The sequence below is a fragment of the Gabonibacter chumensis genome, from assembly GCF_024741215.1.
Lineage (GTDB): Bacteria > Bacteroidota > Bacteroidia > Bacteroidales > Marinifilaceae > Gabonibacter > Gabonibacter massiliensis.
Map to the genome: position 1 here is coordinate 183251 of NZ_JANSKB010000001.1, position 18749 is coordinate 201999.

General features: G+C 43.1%; 14 protein-coding genes, 1 tRNA gene and 1 pseudogene. 7 read left to right on the forward strand and 9 right to left on the reverse strand.

Annotated features, from left to right (window positions below; genetic code table 11):
• Positions 1-58: 58 nt before the first annotated feature.
• Positions 59-2740 (reverse strand): MutS-related protein, encoded by a 2682-nt coding sequence (locus NVS78_RS00845; protein ID WP_286357515.1) that lies wholly within the window; start codon positions 2738-2740, stop codon positions 59-61.
• A gap of 317 nt (positions 2741-3057) precedes the next feature.
• On the opposite strand from NVS78_RS00845, the gene NVS78_RS00850 reads away from it, so the two are divergent.
• The 3 genes from NVS78_RS00850 to cydB all read left to right on the forward strand — a co-directional run bounded on the left by NVS78_RS00850 (position 3058) and on the right by cydB (position 6044).
• Entirely contained in the window at positions 3058-3267 is a 210-nt protein-coding gene (locus NVS78_RS00850) for a DUF4492 domain-containing protein (protein WP_041502819.1), read from the forward strand.
• Between the two features lie 4 nt (positions 3268-3271).
• Positions 3272-4822, forward strand: a complete 1551-nt coding sequence (locus NVS78_RS00855) for a cytochrome ubiquinol oxidase subunit I (protein ID WP_286357516.1) — start codon at positions 3272-3274, stop codon at positions 4820-4822.
• 103 nt (positions 4823-4925) lie between these two features.
• Complete coding sequence (gene cydB, locus NVS78_RS00860; RefSeq protein WP_286357517.1) at positions 4926-6044, forward strand: cytochrome d ubiquinol oxidase subunit II; 1119 nt, start codon at positions 4926-4928, stop codon at positions 6042-6044.
• A gap of 106 nt (positions 6045-6150) precedes the next feature.
• Here cydB and NVS78_RS00865 read toward each other — a convergent pair whose 3' ends face one another.
• The 3 genes from NVS78_RS00865 to trxA all read right to left on the reverse strand — a co-directional run bounded on the left by NVS78_RS00865 (position 6151) and on the right by trxA (position 9835).
• Positions 6151-7566, reverse strand: coding sequence for an amidophosphoribosyltransferase (locus NVS78_RS00865; protein WP_041505533.1), 1416 nt, complete (start codon positions 7564-7566; stop codon positions 6151-6153).
• A gap of 114 nt (positions 7567-7680) precedes the next feature.
• Entirely contained in the window at positions 7681-9330 is a 1650-nt protein-coding gene (locus NVS78_RS00870; RefSeq protein ID WP_286357518.1) for a SulP family inorganic anion transporter, read from the reverse strand.
• A 151-nt stretch (positions 9331-9481) separates the two neighbouring features.
• On the reverse strand, positions 9482-9835 hold the full coding sequence (gene trxA, locus NVS78_RS00875; protein WP_286357519.1) for a thioredoxin: 354 nt from the start codon (positions 9833-9835) through the stop codon (positions 9482-9484).
• 113 nt (positions 9836-9948) lie between these two features.
• On the opposite strand from trxA, the gene NVS78_RS00880 reads away from it, so the two are divergent.
• Positions 9949-10323, forward strand: a complete 375-nt coding sequence (locus NVS78_RS00880; protein ID WP_041502813.1) for a YccF domain-containing protein — start codon at positions 9949-9951, stop codon at positions 10321-10323.
• Positions 10324-10395: 72 nt separating this feature from the next.
• Here the strand turns inward: NVS78_RS00880 and NVS78_RS00885 are convergent, their stop codons facing one another.
• The 4 genes and pseudogenes from NVS78_RS00885 to NVS78_RS00900 all read right to left on the reverse strand — a co-directional run bounded on the left by NVS78_RS00885 (position 10396) and on the right by NVS78_RS00900 (position 14801).
• The gene (locus NVS78_RS00885; RefSeq protein ID WP_286357520.1) at positions 10396-10902 is read right to left on the reverse strand and encodes a TlpA family protein disulfide reductase; all 507 of its coding nucleotides are present in this window, start codon (positions 10900-10902) and stop codon (positions 10396-10398) included.
• A 118-nt stretch (positions 10903-11020) separates the two neighbouring features.
• Positions 11021-11461 (reverse strand): annotated as a pseudogene (locus NVS78_RS00890) (lipocalin family protein); the annotation flags it as partial.
• Positions 11462-11563: 102 nt separating this feature from the next.
• Positions 11564-13651 carry a type IA DNA topoisomerase gene (locus tag NVS78_RS00895; RefSeq protein WP_286357522.1) on the reverse strand — a complete coding sequence of 696 codons (2088 nt, stop codon included), beginning with the start codon at positions 13649-13651 and terminating at the stop codon, positions 11564-11566.
• A gap of 16 nt (positions 13652-13667) precedes the next feature.
• Positions 13668-14801 (reverse strand): OprO/OprP family phosphate-selective porin, encoded by a 1134-nt coding sequence (locus NVS78_RS00900; RefSeq protein WP_286357523.1) that lies wholly within the window; start codon positions 14799-14801, stop codon positions 13668-13670.
• A 243-nt stretch (positions 14802-15044) separates the two neighbouring features.
• On the opposite strand from NVS78_RS00900, the gene NVS78_RS00905 reads away from it, so the two are divergent.
• The 3 genes from NVS78_RS00905 (at position 15045) to NVS78_RS00915 (ending at position 16251) form a co-directional block, all read left to right on the forward strand.
• Entirely contained in the window at positions 15045-15680 is a 636-nt protein-coding gene (locus NVS78_RS00905; protein ID WP_286357524.1) for a lactate utilization protein, read from the forward strand.
• A 3-nt stretch (positions 15681-15683) separates the two neighbouring features.
• On the forward strand, positions 15684-16100 hold the full coding sequence (locus NVS78_RS00910) for an acyl-CoA thioesterase (protein ID WP_286357525.1): 417 nt from the start codon (positions 15684-15686) through the stop codon (positions 16098-16100).
• 76 nt (positions 16101-16176) lie between these two features.
• Positions 16177-16251 (forward strand) — tRNA-Val (locus NVS78_RS00915).
• Between the two features lie 330 nt (positions 16252-16581).
• Here the strand turns inward: NVS78_RS00915 and NVS78_RS00920 are convergent.
• Positions 16582-18699 (reverse strand): golvesin C-terminal-like domain-containing protein, encoded by a 2118-nt coding sequence (locus NVS78_RS00920; RefSeq protein ID WP_491896682.1) that lies wholly within the window; start codon positions 18697-18699, stop codon positions 16582-16584.
• Positions 18700-18749 lie beyond the last annotated feature (50 nt).

Consider the following 18749-nt stretch of genomic DNA (forward strand, 5'->3'; position numbering starts at 1 on the left):
TTTATTCTATCTTTACACGAAACAAAATTAGATAAATAAATCGGTCCTTTTCCTCTTTTTACCATTTTTCCGTCATTTCGATAATGTGATGTTTACGAATAATCAACATTCCATGCCGATCTCCCGTAATTCCCTCTTTCAGTTTATAAGGATAAATTATTTTTTCTCCCTCCATATTCGTCGGGAAATAACAACATTGCAGATTATCGTATTTTTTCTGTAAAACCTCTCCCGTTTCAATGATATGGGTCGAAAACAAGAACTGACTATTTCTACGTGTGGTGAACGCTTCTGTTACGGCAACCGTGGCATCATAAGCATCCTTTACGTTTACACCTTTAAATAACTCATCAAATATAAGCACCAGATTTTTATTTCGACCGACCTCTTCGGCTATCGTTTTTATTCGAAGAATCTCAGCATAAAAATGGCTATACCCCAAATTCAAATCATCAGACACGTTAATTGAAGTATACATTCCGTCGCGAACGGAGAAAGTCATCCCTTTCGCCGGAACAGGAAGTCCGATATGCGCCAAATACACGGCAATACCGAAAGCCTTCATAAAAGTAGACTTCCCGGCCATATTGGCTCCCGTCAGGAAAAACATATTCCGCTCTTTATCGATCCGAAACGAGTTGGAAACAGGATTACTGATTGCCGGATGAAAAAGCTCTTCTACCTGCATAACAGCTTCCTCTTTCGGCAAAATACGAGGAGTTGCAAAATCATATTTATTCGCCACACGAGCAACAGCGGTATATACATCCAACTCATACAATAAATTTCTCAATGCTTTCAGTTGCTCCTTGCAAATCGTCCTCAGAATGTAATCGTAACGATACACTTTCATAAAAGACAACTTCTTTACGTTCGTTTCCTTACGCCACCATTTCAATTTCTCGGAATGAATAATTTCATCTATGGTTTTACGTTGCTCGAGATAAGCCGTCTCCCGAGGATCAAACGACCGGATGAATTGCTCCAACACCCCGAACATTTGAATGGTCGCCGCAATACCTCCACGAATAATGTCGTATTCGGGATCGCAAATACTTCCGTGCTTCATGCGCAACCACCAGGTATCTATAAAGGCAAGGATTTTTTTTCGCCTTTCCGTTGCAAACAAATAGGCATCCAAGTTATCGAATAATTCCGGCTCCAAAGGAAATTCTATATTTGCACGACGAAAATAATCGATCATTTTATAACGACGCTTCAACTCCTCCTCATCGGTAATCGGATTTTCAAACATGCATTCCAATAATTGCTCCCCTCCCATCGTCTTCGTATCGTTAAACAAATTAAACACAGATGTACTTTTAAACTTACCCAACAGTTCCAAATCCTTTAAAGTCTGCCAATCCGCAACGAATTTACCGGGTTCTCCGGAATCCGTACTCTTCACATCCGCTTTTCCCGTAATAATATCGACGATTTGTTCATTGCGAATAATATTCATTCCATGCCGTTCTCCCGTAATTCCCTGAGCTAACTTGTAAGGAAACACAGCCTTATTACCTTCCCACCGGGTCGGGAAATAAACAAAATTCACATTCGCACAATCCTTTTTTAAATCTTCCCCAGCCTCTATAATATGAGTAGATATCAAAAATACGTTTTTGGTATTTCGGGCAAATGCCCTCGTAAGAACCAACGTACCGTCATAAGCATCTTTTACATTCGTACCGCGGAACAATTCATCGAAAATAACAACCAAACCAGAACGACGACTTACCTGGTCCACGATCTTTCTTACCCGCAAAACTTCCGCGTAAAAATGACTATACCCTTTATGGATATCATCCGGCAAATTAATCGTGGTATATAAACCGCTGCAAACAGAAAATTCCACTTTTTTCGCCGGCACGGGAAAGCCCATATGAGCCAAAAACAATACCAAGCCAAAAGCTTTCATAAAGGTGGATTTACCGGCCATATTGGCACCGGTCAAAAAAATCACGTTGCTTTGCTGGTCGACATGAATGCTATTGGCTACCGGGCCACTCACGTGAGGATGATAAAAATCGATCATGGAAATCCGGTTGCTTCCGTCCGGCAAAACTTCGGGAAAAACAAACCCCATACTTTCCGCAACCCATCCCACCGAAATATAAGCATCAAACCGATAAATATGAGTCATTATCCTTCCCAGCAAATCTCTCCCGTCAAATCGAAAAATCGTATCACACCCCACGATCTTTTCATAAGAATAAGATTTTACCGTTTTTTCTTTCAATATCCAGCTTAATTGCTCCGTTGCAATTATTGACAGAATATCCGCCACATTATTTTTGAAAGAAACCGAATCAAAAAAATGCTTCTGTTTTTCAAAATATTTATATACCTCTTTTATCATTTCGATCGTGGCCTTCACCCCCTCTTTATACATCCCGTATTCCAAGTTAAATCCCATATTTCGCTTTAACCTCTCATCCAACGACACATCTTTATTCTCCAACCGACTATTTTTTGCAGCATTTTTCAGATAAACCTCTACTTTCCCGATTCTTTCCCGGTTAAAAGGGAAACGCATCTTATTCTCCTTCATAAATCGAATAATCGAAGAACGATCTGCAATTTTCTCCCTTTCCGTCAACGGAGAAAGAAACATATCTTCCAAATATCCCGATCCCCCGGCCGTCTGAGTATAGTTATACAAACTATAAATATTGTTTCCCCGATGTCTCCCGAATATATTCAGGTCATCATATGTCTGTCTATCAGTAATAAAGCCCATGGATTTGTATTTAGCATTAATAATGTTTCCTTTACGTGGAATAGCCACACGAATGAACGCCGTTATCTTACCCTTCAAATTACCTCCGAAATCCCCCTCTTCGTTGTAAATCTAAAAATTAATTACTTGATTTCAAAATCTATTTACAGTCGAATTCAAGCGGTTAAGATAGAACAGACCGAATCGCGAACACTTCTCCACCTTATAAAAACTATCTATCAGCTCATAAATAAATATTATTAACAATAAGAATATTATATTAGAAAACATTTTTATCTTTATTACGTTTTTAAGTTATTATAAACTCATTTTCGATTATGCTGAAAAAAGTTTGGAGGTTATATTACGACGGATTTAAAAATATGCCCCGATGGGGAAGAAATCTATGGCTGATCATTTTAATCAAGCTATGTATCATGTTTTTAGTGCTCAAACTATTTTTTATGCCCAATTACTTAAATTCTAATTACGATACTTTTCAAGAAAAAAGTGATCATGTATTTGAAGAATTAACCACAAAACCTTAACATTATGCTCTTTCACCTAACAACAACTTCTTTAGTGGAATGGTCACGTTGGCAATTTGCCATGACAGCGATCTACCATTATATGTTTGTTCCGTTAACATTAGGATTAGCCTTAATGCTCGCCGTCATGGAAAGCATCTGGGTCCGTACAGGGGATCAACGTTGGTTAGACGCAACTAAGTTCTGGATGAAACTTTTCGGAATCAACTTTGCCATTGGCGTAGCTACCGGCCTAATCTTAGAATTTCAGTTCGGAACCAACTGGTCGAACTACTCCTGGTTCGTGGGGGATATATTTGGGGCTCCACTCGCCATTGAGGGGATCCTCGCTTTCTTCTTGGAATCGACCTTCGTTGCCGTCATGTTCTTTGGATGGAACCGGGTCAGCAAACGTTTCCACCTCATTTCCACATGGATGGTTTTTGTAGGGGCAAATATTTCCGCCCTGTGGATATTAGTCGCCAATGCCTGGATGCAAAATCCGGTCGGCATGGAATTTAACCCGTTGACAGCCCGAAACGAAATGGATAATTTCTGGGCCGTACTTTTATCTCCAACGGCCGTAAGCAAGTTTTTCCACACGGTAACTTCCGCTTATACTCTCTCGGCCTGTTTTGTCGTGGGGATCAGCGCTTGGTTTATATTGAAAAAAAGACATCTCGAGTTTGCCCGTAAAAGCATAATATTAGCTTCCGTCTTCGGACTGATCAGTATACTTATTACCATTTATACCGGTGATTCCAGTGCTCAGGACGTGACAAAAACACAACCCATGAAATTAGCCGCGATGGAAGGCCTAAACGAAGGAGGACGAGGTGCCGGATTAACCGTTATCGGCCTTCTGACCGATGATCCGGCTCTACCGACGACCCGCATGAAAAAAGTTTCGTACGGAATCCATATCCCCCGAATGCTATCGTTTTTGGGATATCACAAAGGAGATGCCTACATTCCCGGTATTCAGAATATCCTGGACGGATATACTTCCGAAGAGGGTAAGACCTATCCTTCGATCGAACAGCGTATGGCTAACGGGCGCACGGCCATTCAGGCTTTAAAAGATTACAAGCAAGCCGTTAAAGAAAACAATCCGATTGCAGCAGACAGTACTTTAAAGGTATTCAGGGCGAACTATGCGGACTTCGGATACGGCTATCTTAATTCCCCGTACGATACGATCCCTTCTGTTCCCCTCGTATTTTACAGTTTCCGTATCATGGTGGGGTTGGGCATGTTATTCGTTCTTTTATTCGTTCTTTCACTTTGGTACGCTAAAAAAAGGAAATTCGATAAATTCAAAATCATACCCTATCTGGCTCTCGCCTGTGTTCCCTTGGCTTACGTGGCTTCGCAATGCGGATGGATCGTTGCCGAGGTCGGACGCCAACCTTGGGTCGTACAAAATCTTTTACCTACCAACGTGGCCGTAACTAAAATTACGTCCAACTGGGTGATAACGACTTTCTGGATGTTTGCCATACTCTTCACGATATTACTCATCGCCGAGCTGAGAATCATGGGAAAACAGATTAAAAAAGGGCCGGAAACAGATTAAATGATTTAGTGATTTACGATTTAGCGATTCAATTATCACGAAATCTTTAATCACAGAATCACCCAATCATTAGATCTCTGAATTATTAAATCTAAAATTGTAAATGAATATGGAATTTTTACAACATTATTGGTGGATTTTAATATCGTTACTCGGCGGATTACTGGTATTCCTGTTATTCGTCCAAGGAGGACAAACCCTACTATACACGATAGCCAAAACAGAAGACGAACGCAATTTACTCGTTAATAGCCTTGGCCGGAAATGGGAATTCACGTTCACGACCTTAGTCGTATTCGGAGGTGCTTTTTTTGCCAGTTTCCCTCTTTTCTATTCAACGAGTTTCGGCGGAGCTTATCTCGCGTGGATGGTCGTACTTTTCTGTTTCGTCATGCAAGCCGTCTCTTACGAATACCGTCGGAAAGCAGGTAATTTATTGGGAGAAAAAACATATAACGTCTTTCTGATCATTAACGGAGTCATCGGGACCATCTGTATCGGGGCGGTAGTAGGTTCCTTCTTCACGGGTAATCCCTTTTCATTGGGAGTGATGAATGACGTAACCTGGATGAGTCCTTGGCGAGGCATAGAAGTACTATTCAATATGGCCAATCTCTGTTTGGGATTCGCCGTTTTTTTCTTGGCTCGCACTTTAGCAGCCCTCTATTTTATTAATAATATCGACCATCCGACCATTTTCAACAGAAGCCGGAAACAAGTCCTTTATAACGCGGTCCCGTTTGTCGTGCTTTTGTTGGCGTTTCTTGCCATTATTTTATTAAGTAAAGGTTATGCCATCGCGGAAAACGGAGAGATCGTTCTCGTGCAATATAAATACTTCCATAATCTGATCGAGATGCCTGTCAACACGATCATTCTTTTGATCGGAGTTGCAGGAGTCCTTTTCGGTATCATCAAAACATTGTTCTCGGAGAAATGGAATAAAGGGATATGGTTCTCCGGCATAGGAATCGTTTTGGCTGTAATAGCCCTGTTCATTCTGGCGGGTTTCAACAACACGGCTTTCTATCCGTCGTATACCGACCTAAACTCTTCCCTAACCATATACAAGGCCTCCTCATCCCATTATACGCTGAAAGCCATGTCATATGTCTCCTTGATATCGCCTTTCGTGATCGCGTACATTTTCTATGCTTGGAGAGCATTGAATAAAAAACAGATCGATTTGAAAGATATACAGGAAGATCATCACGCGTATTAATCATTGCAAATTGTAGATTGTAAATCTAAAAAATTGGTACTCGATTTACAATCTACAATTTACAATCCAAAATCGTCAATCCTTTTAATCACTGAATAATTATAGATTACAGATACGACGAATTGTCCCAGCAATGCGTGCAAAGATCCTCTTTCGGAATGCCGATGGCTTTTACCAGATCATCCAAACGCTGGAACTTCAACGAATCCAATCCCAAATGTTGTGCCATCACCTCCAGCATCTTTTTATATTGCACCGAATCAGGATCGGTATAAGGTTTCAGAATCTCTTCCGTCAGATCGGAGGTCCCCTCCAGATCGCGGATTACCCGACGGGTAAATAAATCGAAATTTGAACGGGAAGATGAAAAATTCAAAAAGACACAAGGATAAACCAACGGAGGGCAAGCGATCCGCATATGTATCTCTTTCACTCCGCATTCCCGCAATTTGACGACATTATCCTTCAACTGAGTACCGCGAACAATAGAGTCATCCAAAAACAAAATCCTGGCTCCCTTTGTAAAAGCCTCGTTCGGCAACAATTTCATCTTAGCGACCAAATCCCGCATACTTTGATTCTGCGGCATAAAACTACGCGGCCACGTGGGCGTGTACTTCACGAAAGGGCGTTTGTACGGAATCTTCCGGGCATTGGAATAGCCTATGGCATGGCCTACTCCGGAATCAGGAATACCTGCCGCAAAATCTACCTCCACGTTATCATGCGCGGCAATAGCGGCCCCGCAACGATAACGGGCATCCTCCACGTTAATTCCCTCGTAATAAGAAGAGGGATAACCGTAGTATACCCAAAGAAAAGAACAAATCTGTTTCCTGCAACCCGGTGTTGTCACCTGAGTAATACCGTCCCGGCTGATTTGTATCGCTTCCTTAGGTTCTAAATCCCGTACAATCGTGTAACCTAAATTGGTAAAAGAAGAACTTTCACTCGCCACCACATAACCGTTATCGTTCTTTCCCAAAATAATCGGGGTACGACCATACTTATCCCGGGCAGCATAAATTCCGGTTTCCGTTAAAATCAAAAAAGAACAGGATCCCTTTACCCGGCTATATACGTTCTCAATTCCTTCTTTAAACGTGTTTCCCGTATTAATAAGCATGGCCACCGCTTCCGTTTGGTTGACGGTAGAGCTCGAAAGCTCTGCAAAATGCTTCTTTTCACTTAAAAAACATTTTTCAATCTCATCCAAATTATCTATCCTCCCCACAACTACAACGGAAAAACGTCCCAAATGGGAAATCACCGTAATCGGCTGAGACTCCATATCGCTAATTACCCCGATCCCCAATGAAGAACCCTTGAATTTATCCAATTCCGGTTCGAACTTATTCCGGAAATAGGCACTTTCCAAACTATGGATTGAACGGGTAAACTCCTGCCCGTTGTAAAAAGCCATTCCGGCCCTCTTCGTTCCTAAATGAGAATGATAGTCCGTGCCGTAAAAAACATCAGCAACACACTCTTTGCGAGAAACGCACCCAAAAAATCCACTCATAAATTATCGTCATAAATTAATTCGTACACAAAATTATAATAATTTTCGAAGAGAGAACAAGATTGTGATAAAAGAAAAAGCCGTTCTGGTCTTTAGTCCCGAACGGCTTTTCCGTTATTTTGTCTCAACCATTGCAAGAGCGGCTTTCAGAGCCAGATCAAATTTAGGATAAATTTGTTCTTCCCCTATCTGCCGTCCGATACCGTTTTTAAGTAAATCTTTTCTTACCTGCTCATTTACCCCGGACAATATAATCCGTGTCCCCTCTTTCGTCAGTTGAGATATCGTTTCCGTTAAATTTTTCAAAGCAGTCGTATCCACGAAAGGTACATGCCTCATCCGGATAATCAATACTTGATAACGGACTCCCATTACCCGGATCGTCTCACAATAAGTCTTGGCCGAACCGAAAAAGAACGGGCCGCTAATCTCGTATATCCCTACGCCAGAAGGAATATCTTTATAATTCTCCAAAACATCCTGATCCATATTTCCCGTTCCGGTAATATCCCTCGGGGCATTATCAGCCATACGCTTCATAAACAACAAGGCCGCTAAAACCACACCGATCTCGATGGCAACGGTCAGATCGACCAAAACAGTTAAAAAGAAGGTTACCAAAAGTATGACTATATCGAAATAGGAGGCTTTCAATACGGAACGGAAAGACCGCCACTCACTCATATTATAAGAAACAACAATTAATATTCCCGCCAAACAAGACATCGGAATCAAGGAGGCCCACTTCCCGAAAAAAAGCATGATCAATAGTAAGACCACCGCGTGTATCATCCCCGCCACCGGAGTCCGCCCCCCGTTTTTCACATTGGTAGCCGTACGTGCAATAGCACCCGTGGCCGGAATCCCCCCGAACAAAGGAGCCACGATATTGGCCGCCCCTTGGGCGATCAATTCCGTATTGGATCGATGATGTCCTCCGATCATACCATCGGCAACCACGGCCGAAAGCAACGATTCAATAGCTCCCAAAATAGCGATCGTAAAGGCCGGTTGAACGTAATGAGCCAAATTAGCGAAATCCAATGAAGGAATCGTCGGGGCAAAATTACAAGAAATCTCGCCATACAAGGTTCCGATTGTCGTCACCGGAAGAGAAAAAATGGCGACCACAGGTGTAACGAGCAGTATAGCCACAAAAGAACCCGGAATTTTAGTAGTCAATTTCGGCATGTATACCGCTATTAAAACGGTCACGACCGTTATGATGACAGCATACCAGTTGATCGTATGTATATGATCGATATAACAGGCCCATTTCCCGACAAAACCGCTCGGAACATCCGTTAATGTAAGTCCCAAAGCATTGGATATCTGGGTCGAAAAAATAACCACCGCAATACCGGAAGTAAAACCGACAATCAACGGATGAGGTATAAATTTAAGCAGCGTCCCCAGCCGCAACATCCCGAACCCGATCATAATGATTCCGGCCAACATGGTAGCAATAATCATCCCGTCCATACCGTAATCATTCACGATGCCGTAAACGATCACGATGAATGCACCCGTCGGTCCCCCGATTTGTACCCGGCTACCACCCAAGAACGAAATAATAAATCCAGCGATAATGGCAGTCATCACCCCCTTTTCCGGAGAAACACCGGAAGCCACGGCAAAAGCGATGGCTAACGGCAAAGCCACAATCCCGACAACAACACCCGCTAAAACATCTTTCGACAAGTTCTTTTTGACAGAACCATCCTTAATCAATCCGAATAATTTCGGATCAAACACTTTTTCCATATCAAATACCCTTTAATAAAAACGCACAAAGGTAAAAAAATAAATACATTTGGAGGTATTTGAAATAAAGAATATAAAACCCGAAGAGAAGCCTTTTACAGTTTCTCTTCGGGATCTTCGATATAATGTAACAAATAAATCTTCTAAGTTATTATACATTAAAAACTTTCTGAAATAACTCTTTAAACTGAGCTTTCGACATCGCACCGCTCGCCACCTGAGGTTGAGCATCCACCGGAACGAACATCAACGTCGGAATACTACGAATATTAAAAGCAGCGGCCAGTTCATTCTCAATATCACTATCTACCTTATAAAAATCTATCTTACCCTTGTACTCCTCCTGCAATTCGTCTAATATCGGGGCTATCGCCTTACAAGGTCCGCACCAGGTTGCGTAAAAATCGACCAAAACAGGGTGCTTCCCTTTAAACTCATACACTTCTTTATTTTGATAATCAAACACTTTTTGTTTAAAACTATCCTTTGTCAAATGCTCTATCATATCCCTCTGCTTTTAAATACGTGATCTATTCTCTACAAATGATACGTTTCCCTGCCCAAATTGTTACCTTTATTTTATTTTTGCTTTCTAAAAATACCTTTAAAACAAACATCATGAAAATCTTGGGAAATATTATTTGGATCGTTTTCGGCGGATTGGTTATCGCGTTGGAATATTTTACCTCAAGCGTAATACTTTTTATCACCATCATCGGAATTCCTTTCGGACTGCAAACCCTTAAATTAGGCGTATTGGCCCTCTGGCCATTCGGTAGTCAAGTTATAGACATTCCCCATAGTAACGGATGCCTCTCCCTCCTCATGAATATCATTTGGTTTTTCATCGGCGGCATATGGATATGCCTTTCACATCTTTGTTGGGGCATTGTTTTTTGCTTAACGATTATCGGTATTCCTTTCGGGCTACAACATTTTAAATTGGCCGGATTAGCACTTTCCCCCTTCGGTCACGAAATTATAAACAAGTAAAAAAGGGATTGCCCTACAAGCAATCCCTCCATAAAAACAAAGCCCATTTTGATACATCCCAAAGGCTTCTTTCTATTTTATTCCTTTCAAAGCTTCCAGAGTTTTCAATGTTGCCGGATCAGAAGGACGAGTCATATCGAGATTCAATATTTTCCCCTCCTTATCCAACAGGATAAAACGAGGGATCGTCCGTACGCGATAAGCATTCATAAAAGCCCGGTCGCCACCTGTATGCAACTGAACACCGCCTAACTTCTGATCTTTCACCATCTTTTCCCAATCCGCTTTATTCTGATCGCATGAGATACTCACGAAAACAATATTCTTATCATGCATCTTTTTCTCCAACTCTTTCAGGTGCGGCAACTCCTGCCGACAGGGAGGACACCAAGTAGCCCAAATATCAATGTAAACATATTTACCTTTCAAATCACTCAAAGAAACCTCTTTTCCATTGATATCATAATATTTGAACACGGGAGACGCATCTCCTGCTTTCAGCTCTTTTTTCTCTTGAGCCCCGACCGTAGTGAAAAACAAACATGCACATAAACATGCCAATAAATATCTCAATGTCATACTTTTCTATTTTATCGTTTCAAAATGATAGTCAAATTTAAATCATTTACAACAATAACCGATCACATTCAACGGATTTAAGATAGATTTAATACTTCCGTTTCTCATCGAAGTTCTCTTACTGGTTGATATAGATGAGTTTCCCCGTATCATAGCCGCGATTCTCCGCCTTCGTCAATAATTTTTTAAGCTTATTATCAGGCAATTTCGGGGTCCGGCTCAAAATCCATAAATACTTGTCGGAAGAACTTCCGATTAAAACAGAGGAGTACTCCTCGTCTAACTCCAAAATAAAATAATCGGAATAAAAAAACCAGAAAAAAGAGACTTTTAACTTTCCGGGTTCATCCGGATCCGGCATCTTGGCCTTTCCCCGGGCTTCATGCAACCGTCCGTCCTTATAACCGCTGTTTACAACCTTGATTTTTCCATCATCACATAAAGAATAAACTGCCGTCACCCTATCCAATCCCCGTTCGAAACGATGGTCAAAACGGGCTATTTCATACCATTTACCCATGTAACGAGTCAATTCCAGCTCTTGTACCACATGCATATCCACTTTAGGGCATTTTCCATTGTTTTCTACACGATATGTCATAATCCGCATTATTTAATATGTACGAATTATAACGCAAGATATCATCCCTTGGTTACCGAACTATTTTTTATCAATCACTACTTTACAAAATTCATCCAAACGAAGCGTTCCGCTGAACGCATTACCCTCAGCGTCTTTAAAACCGGACAACATCCCGGTTTTACCTTTTAGCACTACGGACTCCACCTGTTTTCGCGTTATTTTTTTCCCCTGAATCTCCATCGGTATCAGGAAATCACAGGATTTTTTATAGAGAGAGCATCCCCAAGCTGTACGTCCCTTAATAATCTCACCATTACCGCATTTGGGACATTTCAAGACAAGCGGAATCTGTTCCTTTACGGGCTTCTCGGCCACTTTCTCTCCTTCTGTCTCCACGGCAATCGCTTTCCGGCGAGCGCACTTCACCTCGTGGATCACCTCGTTGACCATCACCTTTAGCTCCTCCATAAAATCCGTCACACGATAAGATCCGTCTTCGATCATCCGAAGCTTCTTCTCCCATTGTCCGGTCAATTCGGCGGATTTCAACAGTCCGTTCTGGATCGTATCGATCAGTTCGATTCCCGTAAGCGTAGCTACCAACCGTTTTTTATCCTTCCGGATATAACGGCGTTTCAACAAAGTTTCGATGATACCGGCCCGGGTTGAAGGACGTCCTATTCCGTTTTCCTTCATCAAATCTCTCAACTCCTCGTCTTCGACCTGTTTCCCGGCCGTCTCCATGGCCCGCAATAAATCCGCTTCGGTAAAATATTTCGGCGGTTGCGTCTCTTTTTCCTGTAGTTCCGGATGATGGATTCCCCGTTCCCCCACCTCATATGCAGGCAAAACATTTTCATCACTCTGCTTATTGGAAGCTGTCGGAAAAAGCACTCTCCAAGCGGGAACCACAATCTGTTTGCCCGTGGCCTTAAACTCATGCTCTCCCACGATTGCCATCACCGTTGTATTGGCCACTTCACAATCCGGATAAAAAACGGCAATAAAACGACGGGCAATCAGATCATATACCCGTTTCTCATCGGGGGTCATATCGTAACTGAATACGCCGGTAGGGATAATAGCATGGTGATCCGTGATCTTTTTATCATTAAAGACTTTCCCCGATTTCCGAATCCTTCCTCCGCTCAATATCGGTTGTATCACTGACTCGTAAGGCTTCAATCCCTTCAATATTACGGGCACTTTAGGATAGATATCGTTAGGTAAAAAATTGGTATCCACGCGAGGATAAGTCGTCAATTTCTTCTCGTAAAGCGATTGAATGATTTTTAACGTGGCATCCGCGGAGAACGCGAATTTACGATTACACTCCACCTGCAATAAGGTGAGATCGAACAATTTCGGCGGATGCTCCATCGCTTTTTTCCGTTCCACGCTCGCGATTTCCAACTCCAATGGCTCTATCTCCTTCAAAAAAGCCTCAGCCTGGGATTTATCCGTAAACCGTCCTTTCGTGTTGGCGAACCATCCCACCCTGTAATCCGTACGTACCTCCCAGTAGGTTTCGGGTTTAAACCGTTCAATCGCCTTCTGGCGCTCCACGATCAAAGCCAAGGTAGGAGTCTGGACCCGGCCGATCGAGAAAACCCCTTTACCGTCTCCATATTTTAACGTGTAGGCCCGGGTCGCGTTCATTCCCAACAACCAGTCTCCGATCGCTCTTGCCGATCCGGCAGCATATAACGTATCGAAATCGGCAGCATCCATTAATTTCTCAAACCCTTCCCGAATGGCCTCTTCTGTCAAAGAAGAGATCCACAACCGTTTCATCGGAACCCCGCATTTGGCTTTCGTCAGTACCCAACGTTGAATCAACTCTCCCTCCTGCCCGGCATCCCCGCAATTAATGACCATTTCGGCCTTCCCCACCAACTCTTCAATAACGGCAAATTGTTTCTTGATACCCTCGTCCTCTATCAACTTAATCCGAAACGTCGAAGGGATCATCGGCAAATAAGTCATATTCCACTGTTTCCATTTGTCCGTGTACTCATGCGGTTCCTGCAAAGAACAAAGGTGTCCGAACGTCCAAGTCACACAATAGTCATTCCCTTCGAAATAACCGTTTCGACGTATTTTCGCTCCCAATACGGTAGCAATCTCCTTCGCGACACTGGGTTTCTCCGCTATACAAAGCTTCATGAAATAGGATTAAACATTAAAAACTCACCTGTACCCGTCCCTGAATCATGTTAAAAGTCTGCTTACCGTCGATCTGGGCATACTTATCCAAACTAACCAGACTATAACTCATTTTAACCGCAATGTATTTATTGAAATAATAGATAGCTCCCAAAGAAAGATCGTTTTGTTTTCCCCCCATAATCCCTGCTTTCCGATCATTCAAATTAGTCACATTATATCGACAAAGCACCTCCAAGCTTTTTGTTCCCGGACTCTTCGCCATTCCTGTCATCTTGCTGTAACCGTATTTTCCGCTTAACAAAGCGTATCCCATCTGCACGTACCACCCGTCACCGTCATAATCCGAAACGGCATGTCTCCGGTTCACATGCCCGAACATATACTCGCTTTGCATATAAAATTTATCGTATACCAGAATGATTTCGGCTCCCAATTTCCATTGATTGATGGCCTCCGTTACCTCCGCCTTCAAGAACTTTTCCGAAAGCAACTCGGAAGGAGCTCCGGCAGCATAAGTTATCGTATTCTTTTCCGCCTCCCCATGCGTGCTGAAACGGGAAGAGAGCCCGATGTGAACGGCATTATCTCCATTTACATAAGGACGATAAAGATACCGGCCGGCTATCGTATACCCCTCATCTCCTTTCTCCTTATTATCCACATCCTTATCGCTAAAGATACCGGTCCACAAATTTAAAGCGTCTACATTATAGATATAACTGATCCCCAATTTACGACGATCTCCAAATGCTTTTCCGGTAACAGACACCCCGTTAAATTTCATATCCGATGTCCCGATGCGGTAATCCAACCCAAAAGCTTCGTAATAATGTCCGATCCGGATCACGTGGCGTTTTTGCTGATATTCGATATAAACATCCTTCAAAGAAACTTCACTATTGGCAAATCCTATCTCGATTTTTCCATACCAATGATCCAAAAAACGCATGGTGGTCCCTAAACGTACATCATAAACCTCGACGGCATTTCCCAACGGGGTCTTATCACTAAAAAACACGCCCCCGTCAAACAAAGCCCGGCCGATCAGCCGACACTCGAACTCTCCTTTCTCAGACTTCAACACTAACTGAGCCGAAGTAATATGCACGAATAAAATAAGAAAAAGTAACGAAAAAAGAACTCTCATAAATTTAACATTTTCAAATAAATACTATACTTCCCATTCAAAAAGGCAAAAATACAAAAAAAATCCATTATCCCCTGTCGATAAAATAACACGATCAAAAACAGATCGGGATTTGTTTTACAACATGTTACAGTTCGATATCATACGATATTCACAAAGATTAGTTACCCACCTACTTACGGCCCTCTTTTTTGAGTCTTTCTGTTTTTATCCTATCTTTGCTCGGTATATAAACTTTCGGCCATGGAAAACGAGACCATAGAGCACACGATAAAAGCGTTAGAAAAAAATCATTTCGAAGTCTATTTTGCCCGAACGACAAGCGAGGCTCAAGAGATTTTCTTCACCGAGATTTTCGAACGCCTCCAGCCTACCGCAATCTCCTGGGGCGATTCCGAAACGATGAAGGCTACCGGAGTATTGAATGCCTTGGAAAACCATCCCGAATGCGTATTGATCCGAACCTTTCAAGAGGGATATAGTCGGACCCAAAAAACATACTGGAGACGACAAGCCTTACAGGCCGATTTGTTTCTTACCGGAACTAATGCCTTAACCAGACAAGGCCAACTCGTCAATGTGGACATGGTCGGGAACCGGGTTGCAGGCATCACGTTCGGTCCCAAAAACGTCGTTTTATTCATCGGCGTAAACAAAATCACCGAAAATCTGGAAAAAGCGATGGAACGCATCCGTACCGTCGCCGCCCCCCGGAACGCGATACGTCATCCCCATTTGCACACGCCATGTCAAACAACCGCCTCCTGCATGAACTGCCAAAGCAGCGATCGCCTTTGCAACACCTGGACCATCACCGAAAAGTCTTTTCCGCCCAAACGAATTAAAATCATCCTGATCAATGAATCTTTAGGTTTATAAAACATGCATACATATCTATTCGAATTAGAAATGAAAGTACGCGACTACGAGTGCGATATTCAAGGAGTAGTCAACAATGCCAATTACCAGCACTATTTAGAACACGCCAGGCATGAATTTTTGGAATCCACCGGTAAAAGTTTCTCCGATCTTCACGCTCAAGGGATAGACGCCATGGTCTCCAGAGTGGATATCTCCTACAAACACTCTCTCAAAGGAAGCGACCGCTTCTCGGTAAAGATCGCCTTAAAACGGGAAGGAATCAAACTGCTCTTTTTTGAAGATATCTATAAAATTCCTGATAACCAACTTTGTGCAAAAGGATGTGTCGAAGTCATATGCTTACAAAACGGGAAACTAACCCGAGGAGAACCATTCGACATGCTTTTCAGCAAAGAATTAGAGAGATCGGAAAAATAAATTTTCGATAAAAAATTCTTCATTTCTTTTGACAAATTAAAAATATAAATTAGATTTGCACCGCAATTCGATACACGGGCGCTTAGCTCAGTTGGTTCAGAGCATCTGGTTTACACCCAGAGGGTCGGGGGTTCGACTCCCTCAGCGCCCACAAAAAGAGGTTCAAAAAGAACCTCTTTTTTTATTCTCCAAAAATTTACCCGTAACATTCAGGGATTCCGACGAAGGAATAAAAAAATTCTGTGATTCAATGATTCCGTGAGTAAGAGATTAAAAAGATTGACAATTGTAAAAACTCCCGTTGTTCAAGATTGATCGACTGACGAAACAGCGGATACATGATAAAAAATTTACTTGTTTTCATGATTTTTTTTTATTTGATCTCTCTAACTATTTAGTTCTAAACGATTCGATATTCCCGGCAACACGAGTCTTTTATCACGACCCCGCCATCCCTTGTTCCCCGGGGAGTATCTCACGATTACTCGACTTTTACCCATTTCACGGCATCCGCGTACAGGTATTGATGTCGATCGACGCCTTTCCCGCACAGCGTAACCCTTGCCTTCCCGGCGGGAAAGCGATACGTCCCGAGCGATGCCCAACCGTCTTCCGCGTGCAACAGGTCGAGATCGACCTCTTTCACGCCACCGGCATAAACAAAACGGTATTTTTGTACCGGGTTTCTTTTTTTCTTCCCGCGACTGTAAAAAGATCTCGAGTTGTTATCGTCTACACGAGACTTATTGTTATAAACAAACAACTCGTACGCCCCGGCCTCCGGCAAGTCCACCTCCCACTCGACATCGGAATCTCCTTTCCCGGACTTTTTCTCTAAATAACTTCTGGAAAGTTCCCCGTACGCCTCGTTACTACTCATCCAACTCCAACGTGTATTTTTATAACCCGTTTGCCGGTACAATTTCTGCACGATCCGGCTATTTTCCACAACCCGGCAACCCGGGTCATCGTTATCCACGATATACACCCCCGGCTCCGGGGCGAAAGCAAAGGTATCGGCGTCAAAAAATCCGTCTACAGGTTCTTTAATCCTACCTTTTTTAGCAAAAGGCTCAAACACACGATACGAGGGATCATTTCGAGACCCGTTCGTCTCGACCAGGATTGTCCAACGATCACTCGGGCCCTCGAAATAAACTTTGATCTCCTTGCAGGCTCCTGCTGGGACAAGGTAATGACGTCCTTCATTGACATACCTGCGTCTTATCGAGAGGATACCGCCACAGTTTCCCTTATTCCACGCTTTTATACTGAACACGAATCCTTTCTTTCCTCCCGGGGCTTCCACGTCGTCCACCCGGGCATCCCTGAAATAGTACGCGGGCAAACCTCGCTCGCGATACAATTCACGGGTTAACTCCAAAAGAGATACGCCGAATCGTTTCTCCAACTCTTCGCAATACTCCTCGTAACTAAAGCTCCGGAACAAGTGGCTTTGAATAAACCCCGTGTTAAAACGGGCTAATTTCCCCGGGGAAACGGTACGTAAAATATATTTTAAAAAATTACATCCCTTGTAAAACAGCACATCCCCTACTTCACAACCCGGGACGTGCAGCGCATCTTCCAAGCTCCGGTTTAAAAGATACCGGGCTGCCATTGAATTACCACTCCCTCCCCAACTGACAAAATCCGAGTCAAACCCCTCTTGCATATAGTGAAACAAGAGATTGATCCCGGCAAACTCGGGAGAGTACACGTTGTAATGATACTTTTGCAGCAAATAGGAAATATCACCTTCATTTCTCACGTTGCTTCTCCCGCTTTTACCGGTTAATTGATTAAAAAACACGTTTCCCGCCGGGACGTATCGCTTATCACCGGTTAATTCCCTCATGTACATGTCCAAAAAACCACGCGACGGGCTAATCGTCCCGTTCCATTCAGTTCCCATTTTAAACGCCCGGGAGAATAACGCCTCCCTTTCCGGACGAAAGATGATTTCCGGTTGTACCAGCTCGCTATTGGTCTTCCAGTCCCGCCCGTAAGCGCAAAAATGAACAGGCGTCTCCACGAGACACAGTTTATCGAAAGCGTATGTTACCTTGTTATCTTTCGACCTGTACCTGCACATGCCTTCCCAGTAGTCGACAGTCTCTTCCGCGGTTATTTCTTCAGGAACGAGGTATTCATGCCCCTTGAATAAAAAGAGTTCATACCAAACGCCGCTTATTCGAGCGCTCTTCCGGGTATAATCGCCGGCACAAAGCGTTAAACCGGGCAAGGCAACCTTGTTCACGAAACGAGTGTCATCTCCTTCCCTCGTCTCCTTTCCCTGGGAGATCACCGCTCTCGAGCGTTCCCCTTTTACCCGTAACGTGAAACGAGTGTAATCCTGACCCGACAGGTAGGGAGAATCGACGTTAACAGGGGGAATACTCGAGGGATACCACAAGCACTCGGGAGTGAGCAAGGTGTAGTCCGGTTGAAGGTAAAAACAATGTTGCCCCGTGTTGTACATGTAATAGCGACGCGACATGGCGAGAGAATCGATATTCGTTACTTCGGGGTAACAAACAGCCGGGGAGATCGAACCCGTGTACTCCATTTCTACCCGTCTCGTTTCTCCCGCTTCCATCGATAACGGCAGAATCAAGACCTGTCGCTCCCGCCGAAAGGGTAAAACCT